The organism is Streptomyces sp. NBC_01261, assembly GCF_036226385.1.
GTDB lineage: Bacteria > Actinomycetota > Actinomycetes > Streptomycetales > Streptomycetaceae > Streptomyces.
The window spans coordinates 8,932,500-8,948,784 of sequence record NZ_CP108463.1; the positions used below are offsets into that span (position 1 = coordinate 8,932,500).

The window sequence follows — 16,285 nt, forward strand, 5'->3', positions numbered from 1 at the left end:
CGCACATCGACGCGTAATCGCACTTCTAGGAGACCAGAGAACGTGAGCGGCAAGGGCGCACCCGAACTGTCCGTACGCAACGTCGGAGACCTGCGGGTCGCCGTCATCGCGGCGCAGTGGCACGAAAAGGTGATGGACGGTCTGGTGGACGGCGCCCTGCGCGCCCTGCACGACCTGGGGATCGACGAGCCGACCCTGCTCCGGGTCCCCGGCAGCTGGGAACTCCCGGTCGTGGCAAAGGTGTTGGCGGGCCGGGGCTACGACGCGATCGTCGCCCTCGGTGTCGTCATCCGGGGCGGCACCCCGCACTTCGAGTACGTGTGCCAGGGCGTGGTCCAGGGCCTCACCCAGGTCTCGGTCGAGACCGGCGTCCCCGTCGGCATGGGCGTCCTGACCTGCGACACCGAGGAGCAGGCCCTCGACCGGGCCGGCCTGGAGGGCTCGAACGAGGACAAGGGGCACGAGGCGGTGACCGCGGCCGTCGCGACGGCGGCCACGCTCCGCTCAGTATCTGAACCGTGGCGTTAAGCCCACGATTGTTTGCAATAGGGTGGGCAGCACCATGTCCAATAAGACGTTCGAGGAGCTCTTCACCGAGCTCCAGCAGAAGGCCGCCACCGGCGACCCCGCCACTTCCCGCACCGCAGAGCTGGTCGGCAAGGGCGTCCATGCCATCGGCAAGAAGGTCGTGGAAGAGGCCGCCGAAGTGTGGATGGCCGCAGAGTACGAGGGCAAGGAGGCGGCCGCCGAGGAGATCTCGCAGCTGCTCTACCACGTGCAGGTGATGATGGTCGCCCGCGGAATCTCGCTGGACGACGTCTACGCCCACCTGTAAAACCCCTTTAGAGCCGTTTCCGACAGTTCACCCCTTTTCACGCGAAGGAAGCCGACCTCATGCTGCGCATCGCCGTCCCCAACAAGGGTTCCCTGTCAGGACCTGCGGCGGACATGCTGCATGAGGCCGGCTACCAGCAGCGCCGGGAGTCCAAGGAGCTGCGGATCGTCGACCCGGTCAACGAGGTCGAGTTCTTCTACCTCCGCCCGCGCGACATCGCGATCTACGTCTCCTCCGGCCGCCTCGACATCGGCATCACCGGCCGCGACCTGCTGATCGACTCCGGCGCGAGCGCCGAGCCGATCCTCCCGCTCGGCTTCGCCCGCTCCACGTTCCGCTTCGCCTCCAAGCCGGGCGCCGCGAACAACCTCGCGGACCTCAAGGGCAAGACGGTCGCCACCTCGTACGAGGGCATCGTCGCCAAGTACCTCGCGGACAACGGCGTCGACGCCTCCGTCGTCCACCTCGACGGCGCCGTGGAGACCGCCATCGAACTCGGCGTCGCCGAGGTCATCGCGGACGTCGTGGAGACCGGAACGTCCTTGCGCAACGCGGGACTTGAGGTCTTCGGCGACCCGATCATGAAGTCCGAGGCCGTCGTCATCCGCCGCACCGGCGGCGAGACCGACGACACCGCCGAGCCCAAGGTCCAGCAGTTCCTGCGCCGCCTCCAGGGCGTCCTGGTCGCCCGCACGTACGTGATGATGGACTACGACTGCCGGGTCGAGCAGCTGGAGAAGGCCGTCGCGCTCACCCCCGGTCTGGAGTCCCCGACCGTCTCCCCGCTGCACAACGAGGGCTGGGTCGCCGTCCGCGCGATGGTCCCCGCCAAGGAGGCGCAGCGGATCATGGACGACCTGTACGACATCGGCGCCCGGGCCATCCTGACGACGGCCATCCACGCCTGCCGTCTCTGAGGAACACGCCAGCCATGTCTCAACTCCCCGCCCTGCCGGTCACGTTCCGGCCGGGCCGCACCCGTGCCGTGCTGCTCACCGCGGGCATCGCGATCTTCGTCGTCATCACGACCGTCGCGATGCTCCTGGAGCAGCTCACCCCGGGGGAGAAGCTCAGCTTCGTCCTCACCGGTGCCCTCCTCTTCGCCGTACTGGCCATGCTCGCCCGGGTGAAGGTCGTCGCCGACGACTCCGGTGTCACCGTCGTGAACATCGTCAGCAGGCGCCGGCTGGCGTGGGCCGAGATCCTCCAGGTGAATCTGCGCCCCGGCGACCCCTGGGTCTTCCTCAACCTGAGCGACGGCACCAGCCTGCCCGTGCTCGGCATCCAGCCCGGTATCGCCAAGGAGCGGGCCATCGCCGACGCGCGCGCTCTGCGGGCCCTCGCCGAGGACAGGTCCCTGAGGGATCTGCCGTAGAGGGCCATGTCTTGATTAATCTGTTGTCGGTGGCGTTTTTCGTTCCCGCCTCCGCCACCGAAGTTCCCCCCTGTCTTCAGAGGCACCCTGCGACCCGAGGAGTGACTCCCTCCAGCGATGGACGGATCGTCCTGTAGTACCTGCGCCGCCCCCTCCCGACATATCGAGGCGGCGGCATGACCATCCCCTTGTTGCTCCTCGGAGCGGCGATCCTGCTGATTCTGGCCAACGGCTTCTTTGTCGCGGCCGAGTTCGGGCTCGTCACCGTGGAGCGTCCCGAGGCCGAGAAGGCCGCCGCCGAGGGCGACCGACGGGCCGCCACGGTCGTCGAGTCGCTCAAGGAGCTGTCCTTCCAGCTCTCCGGCACCCAGCTCGGCATCACCATCACCTCCCTGGTCGTCGGCATGCTCGCCGAACCGGCCCTGGCGGAGCTGCTGCACGGCCCGTTCAGCGCGATCGGCATCCCCGAGGGCGCCGTCTCCGGCGTCGCCGTGGTCGTCGGCATGCTGCTGGCCTCCGCCGTGCAGATGGTGATCGGCGAACTCGTGCCCAAGAACTGGGCGGTGTCGCGGCCCCTCCAGGTCGCGCGCTTCGTCGCCGCACCGCAGCACGCCTTCGCGAAGCTGTTCCGCCCGGTGATCGCCGCGCTGAACACCGTCGCCAACAAGCTCGTCCGCGCCCTCGGCGTCGAGCCCACAGCGGAGCTGGCCTCGGCCCGCACCCCCGGCGAACTCGTCTCCCTGGCCCGGCACTCGGCGCAGGCCGGCACGCTGGAGCAGGACACCGCCGACCTCTTCGTACGGACGCTGTCGCTGGGCGAGTTGACCGCGCAGCACGTGATGACCCCGCGTGTGAAGGTCAGCGCGCTGCAGTCGTCGGCGACGGCCGAGGACGTGGTCAACCTGACCCGCGCCACCGGTCTGTCCCGCTTCCCCGTCTACCGGGAGAAGATCGACGAGATCGTCGGCATGGTCCACCTCAAGGACGCGCTGGCCGTGCCCTCGCACGACCGGCTGCGGACCTCCGTCACCAGCATCGCCAAGTCCCCGGTGCTGGTCCCCGAGACGCTGCCCGTCCAGCCACTCCTCGCCCGGCTGCGCAGCGAACAGCCGATCGCCGTCGTCGTCGACGAGTACGGCGGTACGGCGGGGGTGGTCACCCTGGAGGACATCGTCGAGGAACTCGTCGGCGAGGTCCGCGACGAGCACGACGGCCAGGACGTACCCGAACTCGCCGCGGCTCCACCGGAGGACGGCAAGCCCGCGTGGGACGCCGACGGCAGCTGCCGCGTCGACATCCTCCAACGCATAGGCCTCGACGTCCCCGAGGGCCCGTACGAGACGGTCGCCGGCCTGGTCGCCGACCTCCTCGGCCGCATCCCGGCCCCCGGCGACAAGGCCGAACTCCCGGGCTGGCGGCTCTCGGTACGCCAGGTGGGCCACTACCGGGCCGAACGCGTCCGCCTGGTCCGCACGACTCCCGCGGTGAACGTCATGGAGGCGGCCCGATGACCGTCCTCCAACTCCTCTTCGCCGTCCTGCTGGTGCTCGCCAACGGCTTCTTCGTCGGCGCCGAGTTCGCCCTCGTCTCCGTCCGCCGCAGCCAGATCGAGCCCCTCGGCACGGCCCGCGCCCGACAGGTCCTCTACGGCCTTGAGCGGCTGCCGCAGATGATGGCGGCGGCCCAATTCGGCATCACCGTCTGCTCGTTGACGCTGGGCGCGGTCGCCGAGCCGACGGTCGCACACGTCCTGGAGCCGGTCTTCGAGTGGATGCGCCTGCCCGAGGGCATGATCCATCCCCTCGGATACATCCTCGCGCTCGCCGCGGTCGTCTTCTTCCACCTCGTCATCGGCGAGATGGTCCCGAAGAACCTCGCGATGGCCGCGCCGGAGAAGGCCGCGATGTGGCTCAGTCCCGGCCTGGTCGCCTTCGCCCGCGTCTGCAGGCCGATCACCGTGGCCCTCGGCGCCGTCGCCCAGGGCATCCTGCGGCTCTTCCACGTCGAGCCCAAGGACGAGGTCGAGGCCGTCTTCACCAGCGAACAGCTCAACCGCCTGGTGGAGGACTCGGGACAGGCCGGCCTTCTCGACCCGGAGGAACAGGAACGCCTGGAGGACGCCCTGGAGTTGGGCTCCCGCCCGGTCACCGACGTCCTCCTGCGCCGCGAGGACCTGGTGACTGTCAGCCCCTCGGTCACCCCGGGCGAGATCGTCGCCCTCACGGCCCGCACCGGCTACTCCCGCTTCCCGATCGCCGCGGAGACCGGCGCCTTCATGGGCTACCTCCACGTCAAGGACGTCCTGGACCTGGAGGAGTCCGAACGAGCGGTCCCCCAACAGATCTGGCGCCCGATGACCACGCTCCGGGCCGAACTCCCCCTGGACGACGCCCTGACGGTGATGCGCCGGGCGGCGACCCACCTGGCCCAGGTGGCCGGCGCGTCCGGCAAGATACTGGGCCTGGTGGCCATGGAGGACGTCCTGGAACTCCTGGTCGGCGAGGTGACGGACCCGGCCCACCGAGAGGTACCGCCACAGCCACGCACGGTGGAACTGAAGCAGGCGGTGGCCGGCTGAGATCCGAAGCCGGCGGCAGCAGGGCCTTTCGGCGGCTCGGGGGAGCGATCCCCACCGAGTGCCAGGGCGCCCTGCCGTCGCCGGCTTTCGCGTCCGTCCGCGGGGAGGAATCCGGTGATCACGTCGGGCGCCCGCGCCGCCGTGCCCCGAGCGTCTCCTGTGTGCCGTGGCGCTTCCCGCCGATAGGGTGGGCGGTGATCGACTGGGACGGGCTGGGCGAGGGCGGCGGGCGGCGTGGGCGGTGCCGAGGAGAGCAGGAACACGGGCACCGGGCGCCCGACGTCGCGGGACGTCGCCCGGCTCGCCGGTGTGTCGCACACCGCGGTGTCCTTCGTGTTCAACGGCCGGGCCGACGGCAACCTCTCGGCCGCCACCCAGGAACGCATCCGGCAGGCCGCGACCCAGCTGGGCTACCGCCCCGACCCGGTGGCCCGGGGTCTGCGCCGTCGCCGTACGGCCGTGATCGGGCTGGTCACCGACGAGATCGCGTCCTCGCCGTTCGCCGGCCGGCTGCTGCGCGGCGCCATGGAGACCGCCTGGGACCGGGACCATCTCGTCCTCACCGTCGACTCCGGCGGCGACCCGGTCAAGGAGGACGCGGCCGTCGCGGAACTGCTCGACCGGCGCGTGGACGGCATCATCTACGCGGCCATGTCACTGCGCCGGGTCCGCGTCCCCGAGGGCCTGCGCCGCACCCACTCCGTGCTGGCCAACTGCCTGCCCGAGGACGACTCCCTGCCCGCCGTGGTCCCCGCCGAGCGGGCCGGTGGCCGTACCGCGGCCCGGCTGCTGCTCGGTGCGGGCCACCGCCGGCTCGCCGTGATCGGCGGTCTGGACGACATCGCCTCGGCGGAACGTACCCGCGGCATCCGGGAGGCCCTGCGCGCCGAGGGCGTCACCGTGCCCGCCGAGTGGATCGTGCGCGGCGGCGGGGAGATCTCCGCGGGATACGCGGGGGCACTGAGCCTGCTCGACGGGGTCGAACCGGGCCGCCGCCCCACCGGCGTCCTGTGCTACAACGACCGGGTCGCGGCCGGTGTCCTGCACGCCGCGACCCGGCTCGGGATCGACGTGCCCGCCGAACTGTCGGTGGTCGGCTACGACGACCAAGAACACATGGCCGCGTTCCTCACCCCGCCGCTCACCTCGGTCGCGCTCCCGCACCGGGCGATGGGCGAGGCGGCGGCCCGACTGCTCCTGGACGCCATCGAATCCGGCCAGACCCCGCCCGCGACCGTCCGGCGCCTGGCCTGCCCTGTGGTCAGTCGTGCTTCGGTGGGTCCGGCGCCCGCTGGGTGAGGTGGGCGCCTGGCCCGTCATAGGGGAGGTGGTGGCTCGGCTGTTTCTGGGTGTCATCGGAGCTGGCGAGGCCTCGTGCGCGACCGTGCGGTGCCTGGCTTTGCCGTGTGGTCAGTCGTGCTTCGGTGGGTCCGGCGCCCGCTGGGTGAGGTGGGCGCGTGGCCCGTCATAGGGGAGGTGGTGGCTCGGCTGTTTCTGGGTGTCATCGGAGCTGGCGAGGCCCCGTCCGTGACCGTGCGGTGCTTGGCTTGCCCTGTCGTCAGCCGTGCCTCGCTGGGTCCCGCGCCGACCCGGTGCTCTGGGCGCACGGCCCGTGCTCAGTCGCGACTTGGTGGGTCCGGTACCCACCCGATGATCCGGCCCGTGCCTGCCCTGGCCCGTGGGCAGCCGCTCCTCCGTAGGTTCAGCCCCCACCGGTGGCCCGGGCACCCGACCCGTGTGTGGGGGTGTGGCGCCCACCCGGTGCCCCGGGCGCCCGGTCCGCGTGTGGCCCGCACTCTGGTCAGCCGCGCCTCCGTCGGTCCGGCCGCCCGCCCGGTGACCTGGGCGACCGTTCCCCGCCTGCCCTGCCCCGTGGTCAGCCGAGCCTCCCTGGATCCTGCGCCCACCCGGGCACTCGACCCGCGCCTGTCCTGGCCCGTGGTCAGTCGTGCCTCCGTAGGCCCAGTGCCCACCCCGTGACCCGAGACCCCGGCCCGTCGACGACCAGCTCGGCGATGTCGTCGGGGCGCCGGTAGACGCGCTCGGTGACCATGGCCCGGTCCGCGACGAAGAGTTCGAGGAGCGAGCCGTCGACGAGCAGCCGGAGCGCGAGTTCCGGTGCCTTCGGCACGTGCACGGTGATCGGGGCGGAGCCTTCCCTGCCGGTCCGGGGCCAGGCGCCGCGGTCGAGGACGACGGTTCCCGAGGCGGGGTCCGCCCGGACGGTCAGCTCCCGGCCCGTCGCGTCCCGGAGCAGGGTCACCGTGGTCGGTTCGCATGCCGTGACCGTCAGGTCGTAGGCGTCCGGGAGCGGAACCCGGCCCGGCGCGGTGACGAACGGCTCGGCCGGGCGCAGCAGTTCGAGCTCCGGGGCCGGACTCACCCGCAGGGAACCGTCGGGGTGGACGTCGACGACCCGTGGCGCGGTGAGGACGCCTGCCCATCCGGCCCTGTCCAGCTCCGCCTGCGGGCGGGCCTCCCACGACCAGCCCCAGAGCAGTGTGCGGTCCGGTTCCTGGAGCACGGCGGGAGCGTAGAAGTCCCGCCCCTGGTCGAGTCGGCCGCCGTTGCGCGAGGCGAATCTCAACCTGCCCTGGCTGCACGCCTCCAGACGACCCGTCAAGTATCCGGTGGAGCAGGGATCCCCGTCCCACAGGGACACCAGGAGCACATGGTCGCCGCCTGCCGTCCGGTACAGGTGCGGGCACTCCCAGCCCACCGACTTGTCGCCGAACACGCCTGCGGCTACCGGGTCGTTGCCGTCGAGCAGCACACCGGCGAACCGCCAGTCGGCCAGGTCGTCGCAGTCGTAGAGCAGGACCGACGGCGTGCCGTCGGCGTGCCCGGCGCCGACGAGGGCCCAGCGCCGGTCCGCGTGGCGGAAGACGAACGGGTCGCGGAACATCACCACGTCCAGTCCCGGCGGCGGCCCCGCCACCACCGGCGTCGGCAACGGCTTCCACTCGGTCAGCAGTTCGTCGTCCGGGTCCGCCGCCCGCGCCAGGCAGATGGTGCCGAGTCCGGTGTGGGCATGGTCAACTCCCGTGTATACGACGGTCGGTGTGCCGTCGTCGTCGGTCACGCAGCCCGACCAGCAGCCGGCCTCGTCGGGGCCGCCGGGTGTCGGGGTGAGCGCGATCGGGTGGTGCTCCCAGTGCGCGAGGTCGGCGCTGGAGGCATGACCCCAGTGGACGTTCGCGTGCACCGGTGCGGCGGGGTTGTGCTGGTAGAAGAGGTGGTAGCGGTCCCGCCAACGGAACGGTCCATTGGGGTCGTTGATCCAGCCGGCGGGCGGACGGACCCTGAAACGCGGCGCGTTGGGGTCATGGCTCAACGGTTGACTCCTGCGGACGTGATGCCCTCGCGGAGAGGGCGCTGGCCGACGGCGAACACGGCGACGGCGGGGAGCATCGAGAGCACGACCCCGGCCAGGACCACCGAGATGGACCCGGTGCCGAGGTTGCCCTGGAGGGAGACCAGCCCCAGCGGAAGCGTGTAGTTCTGGCTGGAGGTCTCCAGGATCAGCGGGCGGAAGAACTCGTTCCAGTGGTAGTTGAAGGCCAGCACGCCGACGATCGCCAGGCCGGGTGTGGCCAGCGGCGCGTACACCGAGCGGAAGATCCGCCAGGTCCCCGCGCCGTCCAGCATGGCCGCCTCGCCCAGGTCCTTCGGCATGCCGAGGAAGTACTGGCGCATCAGGAACGTGCCGAAGGCCGTAGGGAAGGCCGGGATGATCAGGCCGAGGAGGGTGTCGGTGAGGCCCATCGTCTTCAGCACCAGGAACACCGGCACGATGGTGACCTGCAATGGCACCATCATGGTTGCCAGGACCAGGCCGAAGAGTGGCTTCTTGAAACGGAACTCCAGGCGCGCGAAGGCGTATCCGGCCAGGCCCGCCGTGATCATCTGGCCGACGGCGACCAGCGCCGTCACCAGCGTGGAGTTCAGGGCGAGCAGCCACACGTCGATCTGCTGGAAGACCCCGCGGTAGGCCGCGGTCGTCGGGTGCGTCGGGATGATCTGCGGGGGCAGGTCGAAGGACTGGGCCGGAGTGCGCAGCGAGGTGGCGACGGTCCAGATGACCGGGCCCAGCGTCACCAGGGCGCACACGGTCAGTCCGGCGATCCGGGCCCAGGGGGTGAGGGAATGGCGCAGGCGGCTCAGGGTCGGGGTTGCTTGGCTCATGCGGCTCACCGGCTCACTGGTAGTGGACGAAACGCCGGCTGAGCCGGAACTGGACGGCGGTGACCGCCATGATCAGCGCGAAGAGCAGCACGCCCACCGCGGATGCCTCGCCGAAGTCGAGCTGCTCGAAGGCCCTTTCGTAGATCACCATCACGACGGTGCGGGTGGCGTCGCCGGGTCCGCCGTCGGTGAGGACGTAGGGCTGTTCGAAGACCTGCAGGGCGTTGATGATGCCGACCACCGACGCGACGAGCAGCGTCGGCGACAGCAGCGGCAGCGTGATGCCGAGGTGCTTGCGCAGGCCGGTCGCGCCGTCGAGGGCGGCGGCCTCGTGGATCTCCTTGGGGATGTTGTTCAGACCGCCGATGAACAGCAGGAACGAGAAACCGAACTGCTGCCAGACGTAGACCAGGATCACCGTGGCCATCGCCGCGTGCTCCGAGGTCAGCCAGGGCACGGGCGCGACACCGACCAGGCCGATCAGCCAGTTCACCACCCCGAAGTCCTGGTTGAACAGGTACTTCATCACCACCGAGATGGACGCGGCGGACAGCACCAGGGGGAAGAAGAACGCCGAACGGAACGCCGACCGCAGCCACCCCGGCATCCGCCCGTTCAGCGCGAGTGCCAGCGCCAGCGCGATCAGCAGTTGCAGCGTGACCGCGAGAACCATGAAGAGGAGCGTGTTGCGGAAGGAGACCAGGACGGTCGAATCCGTGAAGGTCGTACGGTAGTTGGCGCCGCCGGCGAAACGGGGCGGGTCGATCACGTTCCAGTGGAACAGGCTCAGCACCACGGACCCGATGATCGGTACGACCGTGAAGACGACGATGCCGACGACCGTGGGTGCCAGGAACAGCGCGGCCAGCAGCCGGGAGCCGCGATCGCGGACGGACGGCCGTACGGCGGTGGCGGGTGGCGTGGCGGGCCGCGAACGTACGGGCGGAACCTGGGAGTTCGGGACCTGGGTGTTCGTCATACCGCACGCTCCATGGCCTGCTCCAGGGCGCCCTGCATCCGGCGCAGCGCGGGACCCACCGCACGCGGCGAGGCGAGCGCCGTGCCGGTGTACTTGAGCAGCACGTCGGTCACCTCGGCGACCTGCGGCGGCGCGGGGATCGGGCCCGTGTCGGGAAACCGGTCGAGGGTGTCGTAGAAGACCTGCCAGTGCGCCGGGCCGCTCGCGGCGTAGCGGGCGGCGTTCAGCATCGAACGCCGGGCCGGGGTGGTCTGGTTGGTCCGGAACAACCGGGTCATGGTGTCCTTGCGGGCCGCGTACTTGATGAACTCCCAGGCGGCTTCCTGCTTCTTCGAGGTGCGCAGCAGCGCGTAGCCCGCCGCGCCGAACTGGTGGCGCTGGGTGCGCCAACGTGGGAAGTACTGCACGTCGTAGTCGGCGGCCGACATGCCGGCCAGCTGCAGGCCACCCGCCCAGAAGCCGCCCGCCGGAGTGACGCCGACGTGGCCGGTGGAGAACACGCCGACCAGATTGCTGCCGTTGCCGCCCTCGGGCCGGGTGCACAGGTTCTCCTGGACGAGGGAGGCGAGATAGTCGTACGCCTCCTCGACCCGGTCGGTGGTGGCCTGCGGGGTCGTCCAGCGGAAGCCGCCGCCGCGCCCCCGCCGGTCGGCGGCCGGGTAGAAGGTGTCCCACAGCCAGGAGCCGCCGGGCGCCTTCGACTCCTTCAGCAGGTTGGTGCCGTTCGCGAAGAGCCAGGGCACCACGCCGCCCCACAGCCGGTTGGTCCAGAAGTACGGCGTGAAGTGCGAGCCGCCGTCACGCTTCAACTGCCGCAGCAGCGCGGTGAATTCGTCGCGGCTCCAGTCGGCCGCCGGGAACTCCGCGCCCGCCCGGCTCAGCACCTGCTTGTTGAGGTACATGTCGGCGGCGTTGAACTCCATGGGCAGTTGGTAGAGGTTGCCCTCGTACATCATCGACTCCACCAGCGAGGGGTGGACGTCGGCGAAGTACTCGCGCAGTTCCGCCGCGTCCCGCCGCACCCAGCGGTCCAGGGACACGCCGAGTCGCCGGGCGAACAACTGCACGCCCTCGGTGGCCACATACACCAGGTCGGGAGCGGTGCCCGCGGCGATCTGGGTGAGGATCTTCGCGAAGAAGTCCGACCAGTCGACGGCCTGCACCGCGTTCACCCGCAGCGGGATGTCGGGGTGGAGCTGGTGGAAGCCCTTGGTGAGGGCGTCGACGGTGGCCGGGTCGAAGGCGGAGCCGAGGGTGGCGACGACGAGGGAGCCGTCGTCCCGGCCGGGGATGTCGGCTCCGGTGAGCCGGTCCCAGCTCGCGGCGGTCCCGGCCAGGGCCGCTGCTCCGGCCCCGTAGGCGCCGTACCGCATCAGGGTGCGGCGGGGGAGGTGCGAGTCAGTCATCAACGGGCCTAACTCGTGTTAGTTCAGGGGTGATGCCCAGATGATGAGAACTGGGCGGCAGGCCTGTCAAGGGTCGGGAACGCTTGACCTTTAACGAGTTAGGTCTACAGTCCTCGTTCGCAGGAGCCGCCATGAGAGGAACGATGTGTCATGCCCGGAGCGTCGGGGTTTTCCAGGAGAGCACTGTTCGCGGGATCGGCGGCGGGCACCGCCGTCGCACTGCTGTCGGCCGGACGGGCCGCGGCCGCTTCGAAGTCCGAGCCGGGGACCAACTCCGCTCAGTGCGGGGCGAGTTACCGCGCCGCGTATCACTTCACGGTCCCCGACCAGTGGAAGAACGACCCGCAGCGGCCGGTCTGGATCGACGGCGAGTACCACTACTACTACCTCTACAACGCCGACTACTTCACCGGTGCCGTCGGCACCGCGTGGCGCCTGGCCACCACCGGGGACCTGGTCTCCTTCACCGACCGCGGGGTCGCCGTGCCCAAGGACACCACACCCAACGGCGATGTCTGGTCGGGCTCGGCGGTGGTCGACACCGGCGACACGGCCGGATTCGGCGCGGGCGCGGTCGTCGTCATCGTCACCATGTCGCCCGGCGACGGCACCGACTCCCAGGCGCAGTTCCTGTACTACTCGACCGACGGCGGTCTCACCTTCGCCAACCACGGCACCGACCCCGTCCTGCCCAACCCCGGCGTCGCCGACTTCCGCGACCCCAAGGTGATCCGCGACGAGGACCGGGGCCGCTGGGTGATGGCCCTCGCAGAGAACGACAAGATCGGCTTCTACCACTCCGACGACCTCAAGTCCTGGACGTACGCGAACGGTTTCGTCCACGACGGCATCGGCGTCCTGGAGTGCCCCGACCTGTTCCGCGTCACCGCCGTCGACGGCACCGTGAAATGGGTGCTCGGCGCGAGCGCCAACGGGAAGAGCGTGGGGCTGCCCAACACGTATGCCTACTGGACGGGTTCCTTCGACGGCAGCGCGTTCACCGCCGACGCGAGTGACCCGCAGTGGCTCGACCACGGCTGGGACTGGTACGCCGCCGTCACCTTCGAGAAGCGGGACGCGAGCGGCGCGGTGGACGCGGCCGTCCGGTACGCGCTCGGCTGGGTGAACAACTGGGACTACGCCGACACCACCCCCACCATCGACTGCGACGGCTTCAACGGCACCGACTCCGTCGTCCGCGAGATCACCCTGGAGAAGGCGTCCGACACCACCTACTACCTCGCCTCCCGGCCAGTCGCCGGCCTCGACTCGTACGTCTCCCGCACGGCGAACCTGGGAGACGTGACCGTGGACGGCACGAAGGTGCTCGACTACACCGGTATCTCCTACGAGGTGACGACCGAGATCTCCTGGTCCCAACTCACCGGCGCCGGAATCCAGTTGAGGCGCTCACCGGACGGCGGTCGGCACATCGACGCCGGGATCTACGCCGACTACGCCTTCCTCAACCGACGGAACACGGTGAACGCCGACACGTCCGGCAAGTGGCAGGAGAGCCACACCCCGTTCGACCCGTCCGCCGGCACGGTGAGATTGCGCATCCTGGTCGACCGCACATCGGTGGAGATGTTCGTCGACGACGGCCGCTACGTGCACACCAGCCAGGTGTTCCCGTACCTGCTGGACACCGGGCTCGCCCTGTTCACCATCGGGGGCAGCGCGGTGTTCCGGAACACGGTGATACGCGAGTTCACGGTGTGAGACCGGGCGGGGGCGGCCTAGGCCTGCACTCGCGAGCGGATGAAGCCTGAGGCCTGAAGCGGACGTCGCCTTGTAGACACCGGTTCCCGGCGCCCACCTAAGGGGCGCGGGGAACTGCGCGACCAGCCCCCCACGGCGCCGCAGCCGCGACACCACGGATCCGACCGAGCTCCCGCGTCCCCTCACATCCCGGCAGGACCAGGCCCGCGCCCGGACAACACCTCTCCATACGCCTGCATCAGATCCGGCAACCGCAACGTCGACAGGTCGTCCCGCGACAACATCCCGGGATACACCGACAACCGCAGATCCCGGTACGCGCAGCTCTTCTCGTACAGCGTGCGCAGGAACCGCCCGTTCCCGAGCTCGTCGATCCACCCCTGGTCGACCACGTGCCCGGCGATCGACCGCAGCTCGTCCAACGCCTCCTCGTCCCAGACGTCACCGTTCTCCGCCGCCAACACCTCGCCGATGGAGGTGAGTTCGAGAGGCCGGTACGAAGGAAAGTCGACGCGCGTCGTGAAACGGGACGACAACCCGGGGTTCGCGGCGAGCAGCCGGTCCATCCCCTCGGGATAGCCCGCCAGGATCACCACGAGGTGGTCGCGATTGTCCTCGGCCCGCTTCAACAGCACCTGCAAGGCCTCGTCGCCGTACGCGTCGCCCTTGCCGTAACCGGAGTTGGAGAGCGAGTACGCCTCATCGACGAAGAGGACACCACCGATAGCCGAGTCGATCAACTCGTTGGCCTTCACGGCCGTTTGGCCGAGATACTCACCGACCAGGTCCGCCCGCTGCGCCTCGACCAGGTGGTCCCCGCCGAGCAGCCCGAGGGCGTAGAAGACCCGCCCGAGAATGCGCGCCACGGTGGTCTTGCCGGTACCCGAGGGCCCGGAGAAGACGAAGTGCCGTTTCGGCGGCTGGACCGGCAGCCCCTGCCCGGCCCGCAGCCGCGCCATGTTCAACTGGGCGGACAGCGCCTTGACCTGGCGCTTGACCGGCTCCAGCCCCACCATGCGCTCCAGCTCGTTGAGCGCCTCCTCCAGTAAGACGGGATCGGTGGGCCCCGTGGGCAGCGGCAGCACCGGATTCGAGGTCTTCTCCCGTACCGAGTCGCCCGCGGAGGGCAACGGCCCGGTCGGCGGCAGACCGGGCTCCGACAGCTTCAGGTCGCGCCCCTCCGCGCCGAACAGCGGATCGAGCCCGTCCGGCCCCTCCAGCGCGTCCTGTCCGCCGGAGAGCGTGATCGCCGCGAGGTCGGTCATGTCCTCGGACCCGTCGTACCCGTCGGAGTCGGTGATCGCCGCGAGCCGCGCCGAGGTGTCCATGAACGCGGGGTCGACGCGGTGCACCGCCCGGTACAGGGGGAGCGCGGCGGCACTGCGCCCGGTGCCCTCGTGGGCCCGTGCCAGCCAGTACCGCAACTCCTTGCGCTGCGGCTGTTCGCTGCGACAGCGCATCAGCGCCGAGGACAGCAGGGGCTCGGCCTGGCCGTACATCTCCAGGCGTACCCGGGCCATCCCGCCGAACAACCCGGCCTCGATGCCCAGGAGTTGATCGTTGATCAGCGGATCCGTGTGCCGGACCAGCTGCTCCCAGTCCTTGACCAGATAGGACCGGCACGCGTGCAGGAAGCGGACCTGGTGGTCGGTGTCCACGGGCGGCAGTCCCGCCAACGCCCGGTCCAGCTCCGGCACATGACGGCCGTCCAGCCAGTGCGAGGCGTGCGCGAGCAGCAGATCACGCGGGCTCTCCAGCACGGGCTGCACCCACCAGCCGAGCCAGTACCAGGAGTTGAGCGTACGGCGGTGCCTGGTGCGCTGTTCCCCGAAACGTTCCCGGTGCCGGTACATCCGCAGCAACGCGGTCGTCGTGTCGACGCGCAGCGCGTGCAGTCCGAGCCAGCCGTCGGCCATCCCGGGATCGATGCGTACCGCGGTGCGGAACTCCTCCTCCGCCTGCGGATAGGCGCCCATCGTGTAGGCGTCCACGCCTCGCAGCCACGCGAGGTCGGCCGGGGCCTCGGGGCCCTGCGTGCCGAAGTCCATCACGTCCCCCCACAAACCGTGCCCCCGTTGATTCGCCGCCGGGCCGGCGCCCGTCGGCAGTCTGGGTCGAACCGCTGTGCTGTGGACGGGAGTTGCCGTGGTGCGCGAAGCAGCCGTCCGTCGGTCGCACCCTGGGCATCGTACCTGCGGGGCAGTCGCCCATCGAAGGGTGCCGCACAGGCCGTTTGACGAGGTGGGAGCAGATGGGGCGCACTCAGGACGGTGACCCAGGGTGAGCAAATCACGGCTCGTAACGGCCGGAAAACCTGCTGGGAGCAGAACGAAGCCCCCGATCACGGGGGAACAACCGGGGGCTTCGCGACTCTGGGCGGCTTCGAACCGGCCGCACATTCAGAACGTAAGACCTGTACGGCCCCTGGGTCAAGCCGAGTTGAGGCACTCAAACAAGTTCGAGCGGAAGGGTCTTCACAAGTTCAGCACACTGCGGGCGGTCCGTCACCGTGGGTGACCCCATGGTCCGGTCCAACCGCCTCGGAAGGCCCCGCGAGCACCTCGTACCCCGTTCTCAACTGCCGTACCAGGAAGTCCGCGTGGGGGCGCGAAGGGTCTTTGGCGAAGTGTTCGTGTTCCGCCTCGACCCATCCGTCCCAGAAGTCCCGCTGCTCCGTTCCGTCCCGCAGCCGGCCCCGTGCCCACGACTCCTCCCGGGGCAGTTCCATCCACAGCAGCCCCGCGAGGAACGGGCGCACCGCCCGGCGTCCGGCACCGACGCCCTCGACCAGGATCACCGGCGCGGGCGGCAGTGCGCGGGGTGCCGCGAAGTGGCGGGCGTGCCAGTCGTAGGGGGCGTAGTGGGCGGTCTCGCCGCGGCCGAGCGGGGTGATCACCTGGCTCAGTAGCCGCTCGGTCCAGCCGAACAGTTCGTCGTGGGTGGCCAGGTCGTCCAGACGCAGGACGGGGGCGCCGCCCAGGGCCTCGGCCAACTGCCCGGCGAACGTGGACTTCCCGGACCCCGCGTGCCCGTCGACACCGACGAGCCGGACCGGGCCGCAGGACGGGGGCAGCTTGCTCAGACGGTGGGCGAGGTCGTGCATGGCTGATCCCGGGAGGTCGTGGGGCGGGTGATGCCGCAGGTCGCCGGGACAGTCTAGGGAGCGGTGGCTCCCGCCCCAGCTCATACCACTGGTCGATACCAA

14 protein-coding genes are annotated in these 16,285 nt (G+C 70.2%); 8 read left to right on the plus strand and 6 right to left on the minus strand.

The window, feature by feature from the left end:
* Positions 1 to 42: 42 nt before the first annotated feature.
* The 7 genes from ribH to OG226_RS39890 all read left to right on the plus strand — a co-directional run bounded on the left by ribH (position 43) and on the right by OG226_RS39890 (position 6,087).
* A complete protein-coding gene (gene ribH / locus OG226_RS39860; protein WP_019059681.1) occupies positions 43 to 528 on the plus strand; it encodes a 6,7-dimethyl-8-ribityllumazine synthase in 486 nt (161 codons plus the stop codon).
* 34 nt (positions 529 to 562) lie between these two features.
* On the plus strand, positions 563 to 835 hold the full coding sequence (locus OG226_RS39865; protein ID WP_018534786.1) for a phosphoribosyl-ATP diphosphatase: 273 nt from the start codon (positions 563 to 565) through the stop codon (positions 833 to 835).
* 59 nt (positions 836 to 894) lie between these two features.
* Positions 895 to 1,752 (plus strand): ATP phosphoribosyltransferase, encoded by an 858-nt coding sequence (gene hisG, locus OG226_RS39870; protein ID WP_328684575.1) that lies wholly within the window; start codon positions 895 to 897, stop codon positions 1,750 to 1,752.
* A gap of 14 nt (positions 1,753 to 1,766) precedes the next feature.
* A complete protein-coding gene (locus OG226_RS39875) occupies positions 1,767 to 2,210 on the plus strand; it encodes a PH domain-containing protein (RefSeq protein ID WP_328684576.1) in 444 nt (147 codons plus the stop codon).
* A 176-nt stretch (positions 2,211 to 2,386) separates the two neighbouring features.
* Positions 2,387 to 3,721 (plus strand): hemolysin family protein, encoded by a 1,335-nt coding sequence (locus OG226_RS39880; protein ID WP_329351664.1) that lies wholly within the window; start codon positions 2,387 to 2,389, stop codon positions 3,719 to 3,721.
* The gene (locus OG226_RS39885) at positions 3,718 to 4,788 is read left to right on the plus strand and encodes a hemolysin family protein (RefSeq protein ID WP_328684578.1); all 1,071 of its coding nucleotides are present in this window, start codon (positions 3,718 to 3,720) and stop codon (positions 4,786 to 4,788) included. The genes OG226_RS39880 and OG226_RS39885 overlap by 4 nt, the downstream gene beginning before the upstream one ends.
* A gap of 234 nt (positions 4,789 to 5,022) precedes the next feature.
* Entirely contained in the window at positions 5,023 to 6,087 is a 1,065-nt protein-coding gene (locus tag OG226_RS39890) for a LacI family DNA-binding transcriptional regulator (protein WP_329351665.1), read from the plus strand.
* A gap of 643 nt (positions 6,088 to 6,730) precedes the next feature.
* On the opposite strand, the gene OG226_RS39895 is transcribed toward OG226_RS39890, so the two are convergent.
* From OG226_RS39895 to OG226_RS39910, 4 genes are read right to left on the minus strand one after another with little or no spacing between them, the layout of a single operon-like run.
* On the minus strand, positions 6,731 to 8,122 hold the full coding sequence (locus OG226_RS39895; RefSeq protein WP_329351667.1) for a glycoside hydrolase family 32 protein: 1,392 nt from the start codon (positions 8,120 to 8,122) through the stop codon (positions 6,731 to 6,733).
* Positions 8,119 to 8,973, minus strand: a complete 855-nt coding sequence (locus OG226_RS39900; protein ID WP_328684581.1) for a carbohydrate ABC transporter permease — start codon at positions 8,971 to 8,973, stop codon at positions 8,119 to 8,121. The genes OG226_RS39895 and OG226_RS39900 overlap by 4 nt, the downstream gene beginning before the upstream one ends.
* 13 nt (positions 8,974 to 8,986) lie before the next feature.
* A complete protein-coding gene (locus OG226_RS39905) occupies positions 8,987 to 9,952 on the minus strand; it encodes a carbohydrate ABC transporter permease (RefSeq protein WP_328684582.1) in 966 nt (321 codons plus the stop codon).
* Positions 9,949 to 11,358: an extracellular solute-binding protein gene (locus OG226_RS39910; protein ID WP_329351668.1), complete on the minus strand. Its 1,410-nt coding sequence runs from the start codon at positions 11,356 to 11,358 to the stop codon at positions 9,949 to 9,951. The genes OG226_RS39905 and OG226_RS39910 overlap by 4 nt, the downstream gene beginning before the upstream one ends.
* A 150-nt stretch (positions 11,359 to 11,508) precedes the next feature.
* On the opposite strand from OG226_RS39910, the gene OG226_RS39915 reads away from it, so the two are divergent.
* Positions 11,509 to 13,080: a glycoside hydrolase family 32 protein gene (locus OG226_RS39915; protein WP_329351670.1), complete on the plus strand. Its 1,572-nt coding sequence runs from the start codon at positions 11,509 to 11,511 to the stop codon at positions 13,078 to 13,080.
* 182 nt (positions 13,081 to 13,262) lie between these two features.
* Here the strand turns inward: OG226_RS39915 and OG226_RS39920 are convergent, their stop codons facing one another.
* Both OG226_RS39920 and OG226_RS39925 read right to left on the minus strand, forming a co-directional pair.
* Entirely contained in the window at positions 13,263 to 15,128 is a 1,866-nt protein-coding gene (locus tag OG226_RS39920; protein WP_328684585.1) for an AAA family ATPase, read from the minus strand.
* Positions 15,129 to 15,562: 434 nt separating this feature from the next.
* A complete protein-coding gene (locus tag OG226_RS39925) occupies positions 15,563 to 16,183 on the minus strand; it encodes a uridine kinase family protein (RefSeq protein ID WP_329351671.1) in 621 nt (206 codons plus the stop codon).
* Positions 16,184 to 16,285: the final 102 nt, after the last annotated feature.

Coding starts and splice junctions, on each gene's coding strand:
- OG226_RS39865 (WP_018534786.1), top strand. CDS start 563: ATGTCCAATAAGACGTTCGAGGAGCTCTTCACCGAGCTCCAGCAGAAG.
- hisG (WP_328684575.1), top strand. CDS start 895: ATGCTGCGCATCGCCGTCCCCAACAAGGGTTCCCTGTCAGGACCTGCG.
- OG226_RS39875 (WP_328684576.1), top strand. CDS start 1,767: ATGTCTCAACTCCCCGCCCTGCCGGTCACGTTCCGGCCGGGCCGCACC.
- OG226_RS39880 (WP_329351664.1), top strand. CDS start 2,387: ATGACCATCCCCTTGTTGCTCCTCGGAGCGGCGATCCTGCTGATTCTG.
- OG226_RS39885 (WP_328684578.1), top strand. CDS start 3,718: ATGACCGTCCTCCAACTCCTCTTCGCCGTCCTGCTGGTGCTCGCCAAC.
- OG226_RS39900 (WP_328684581.1), bottom strand. CDS start 8,973: ATGAGCCAAGCAACCCCGACCCTGAGCCGCCTGCGCCATTCCCTCACC.
- OG226_RS39905 (WP_328684582.1), bottom strand. CDS start 9,952: ATGACGAACACCCAGGTCCCGAACTCCCAGGTTCCGCCCGTACGTTCG.
- OG226_RS39910 (WP_329351668.1), bottom strand. CDS start 11,358: ATGACTGACTCGCACCTCCCCCGCCGCACCCTGATGCGGTACGGCGCC.
- OG226_RS39915 (WP_329351670.1), top strand. CDS start 11,509: ATGCCCGGAGCGTCGGGGTTTTCCAGGAGAGCACTGTTCGCGGGATCG.
- OG226_RS39920 (WP_328684585.1), bottom strand. CDS start 15,128: ATGGACTTCGGCACGCAGGGCCCCGAGGCCCCGGCCGACCTCGCGTGG.
- OG226_RS39925 (WP_329351671.1), bottom strand. CDS start 16,183: ATGCACGACCTCGCCCACCGTCTGAGCAAGCTGCCCCCGTCCTGCGGC.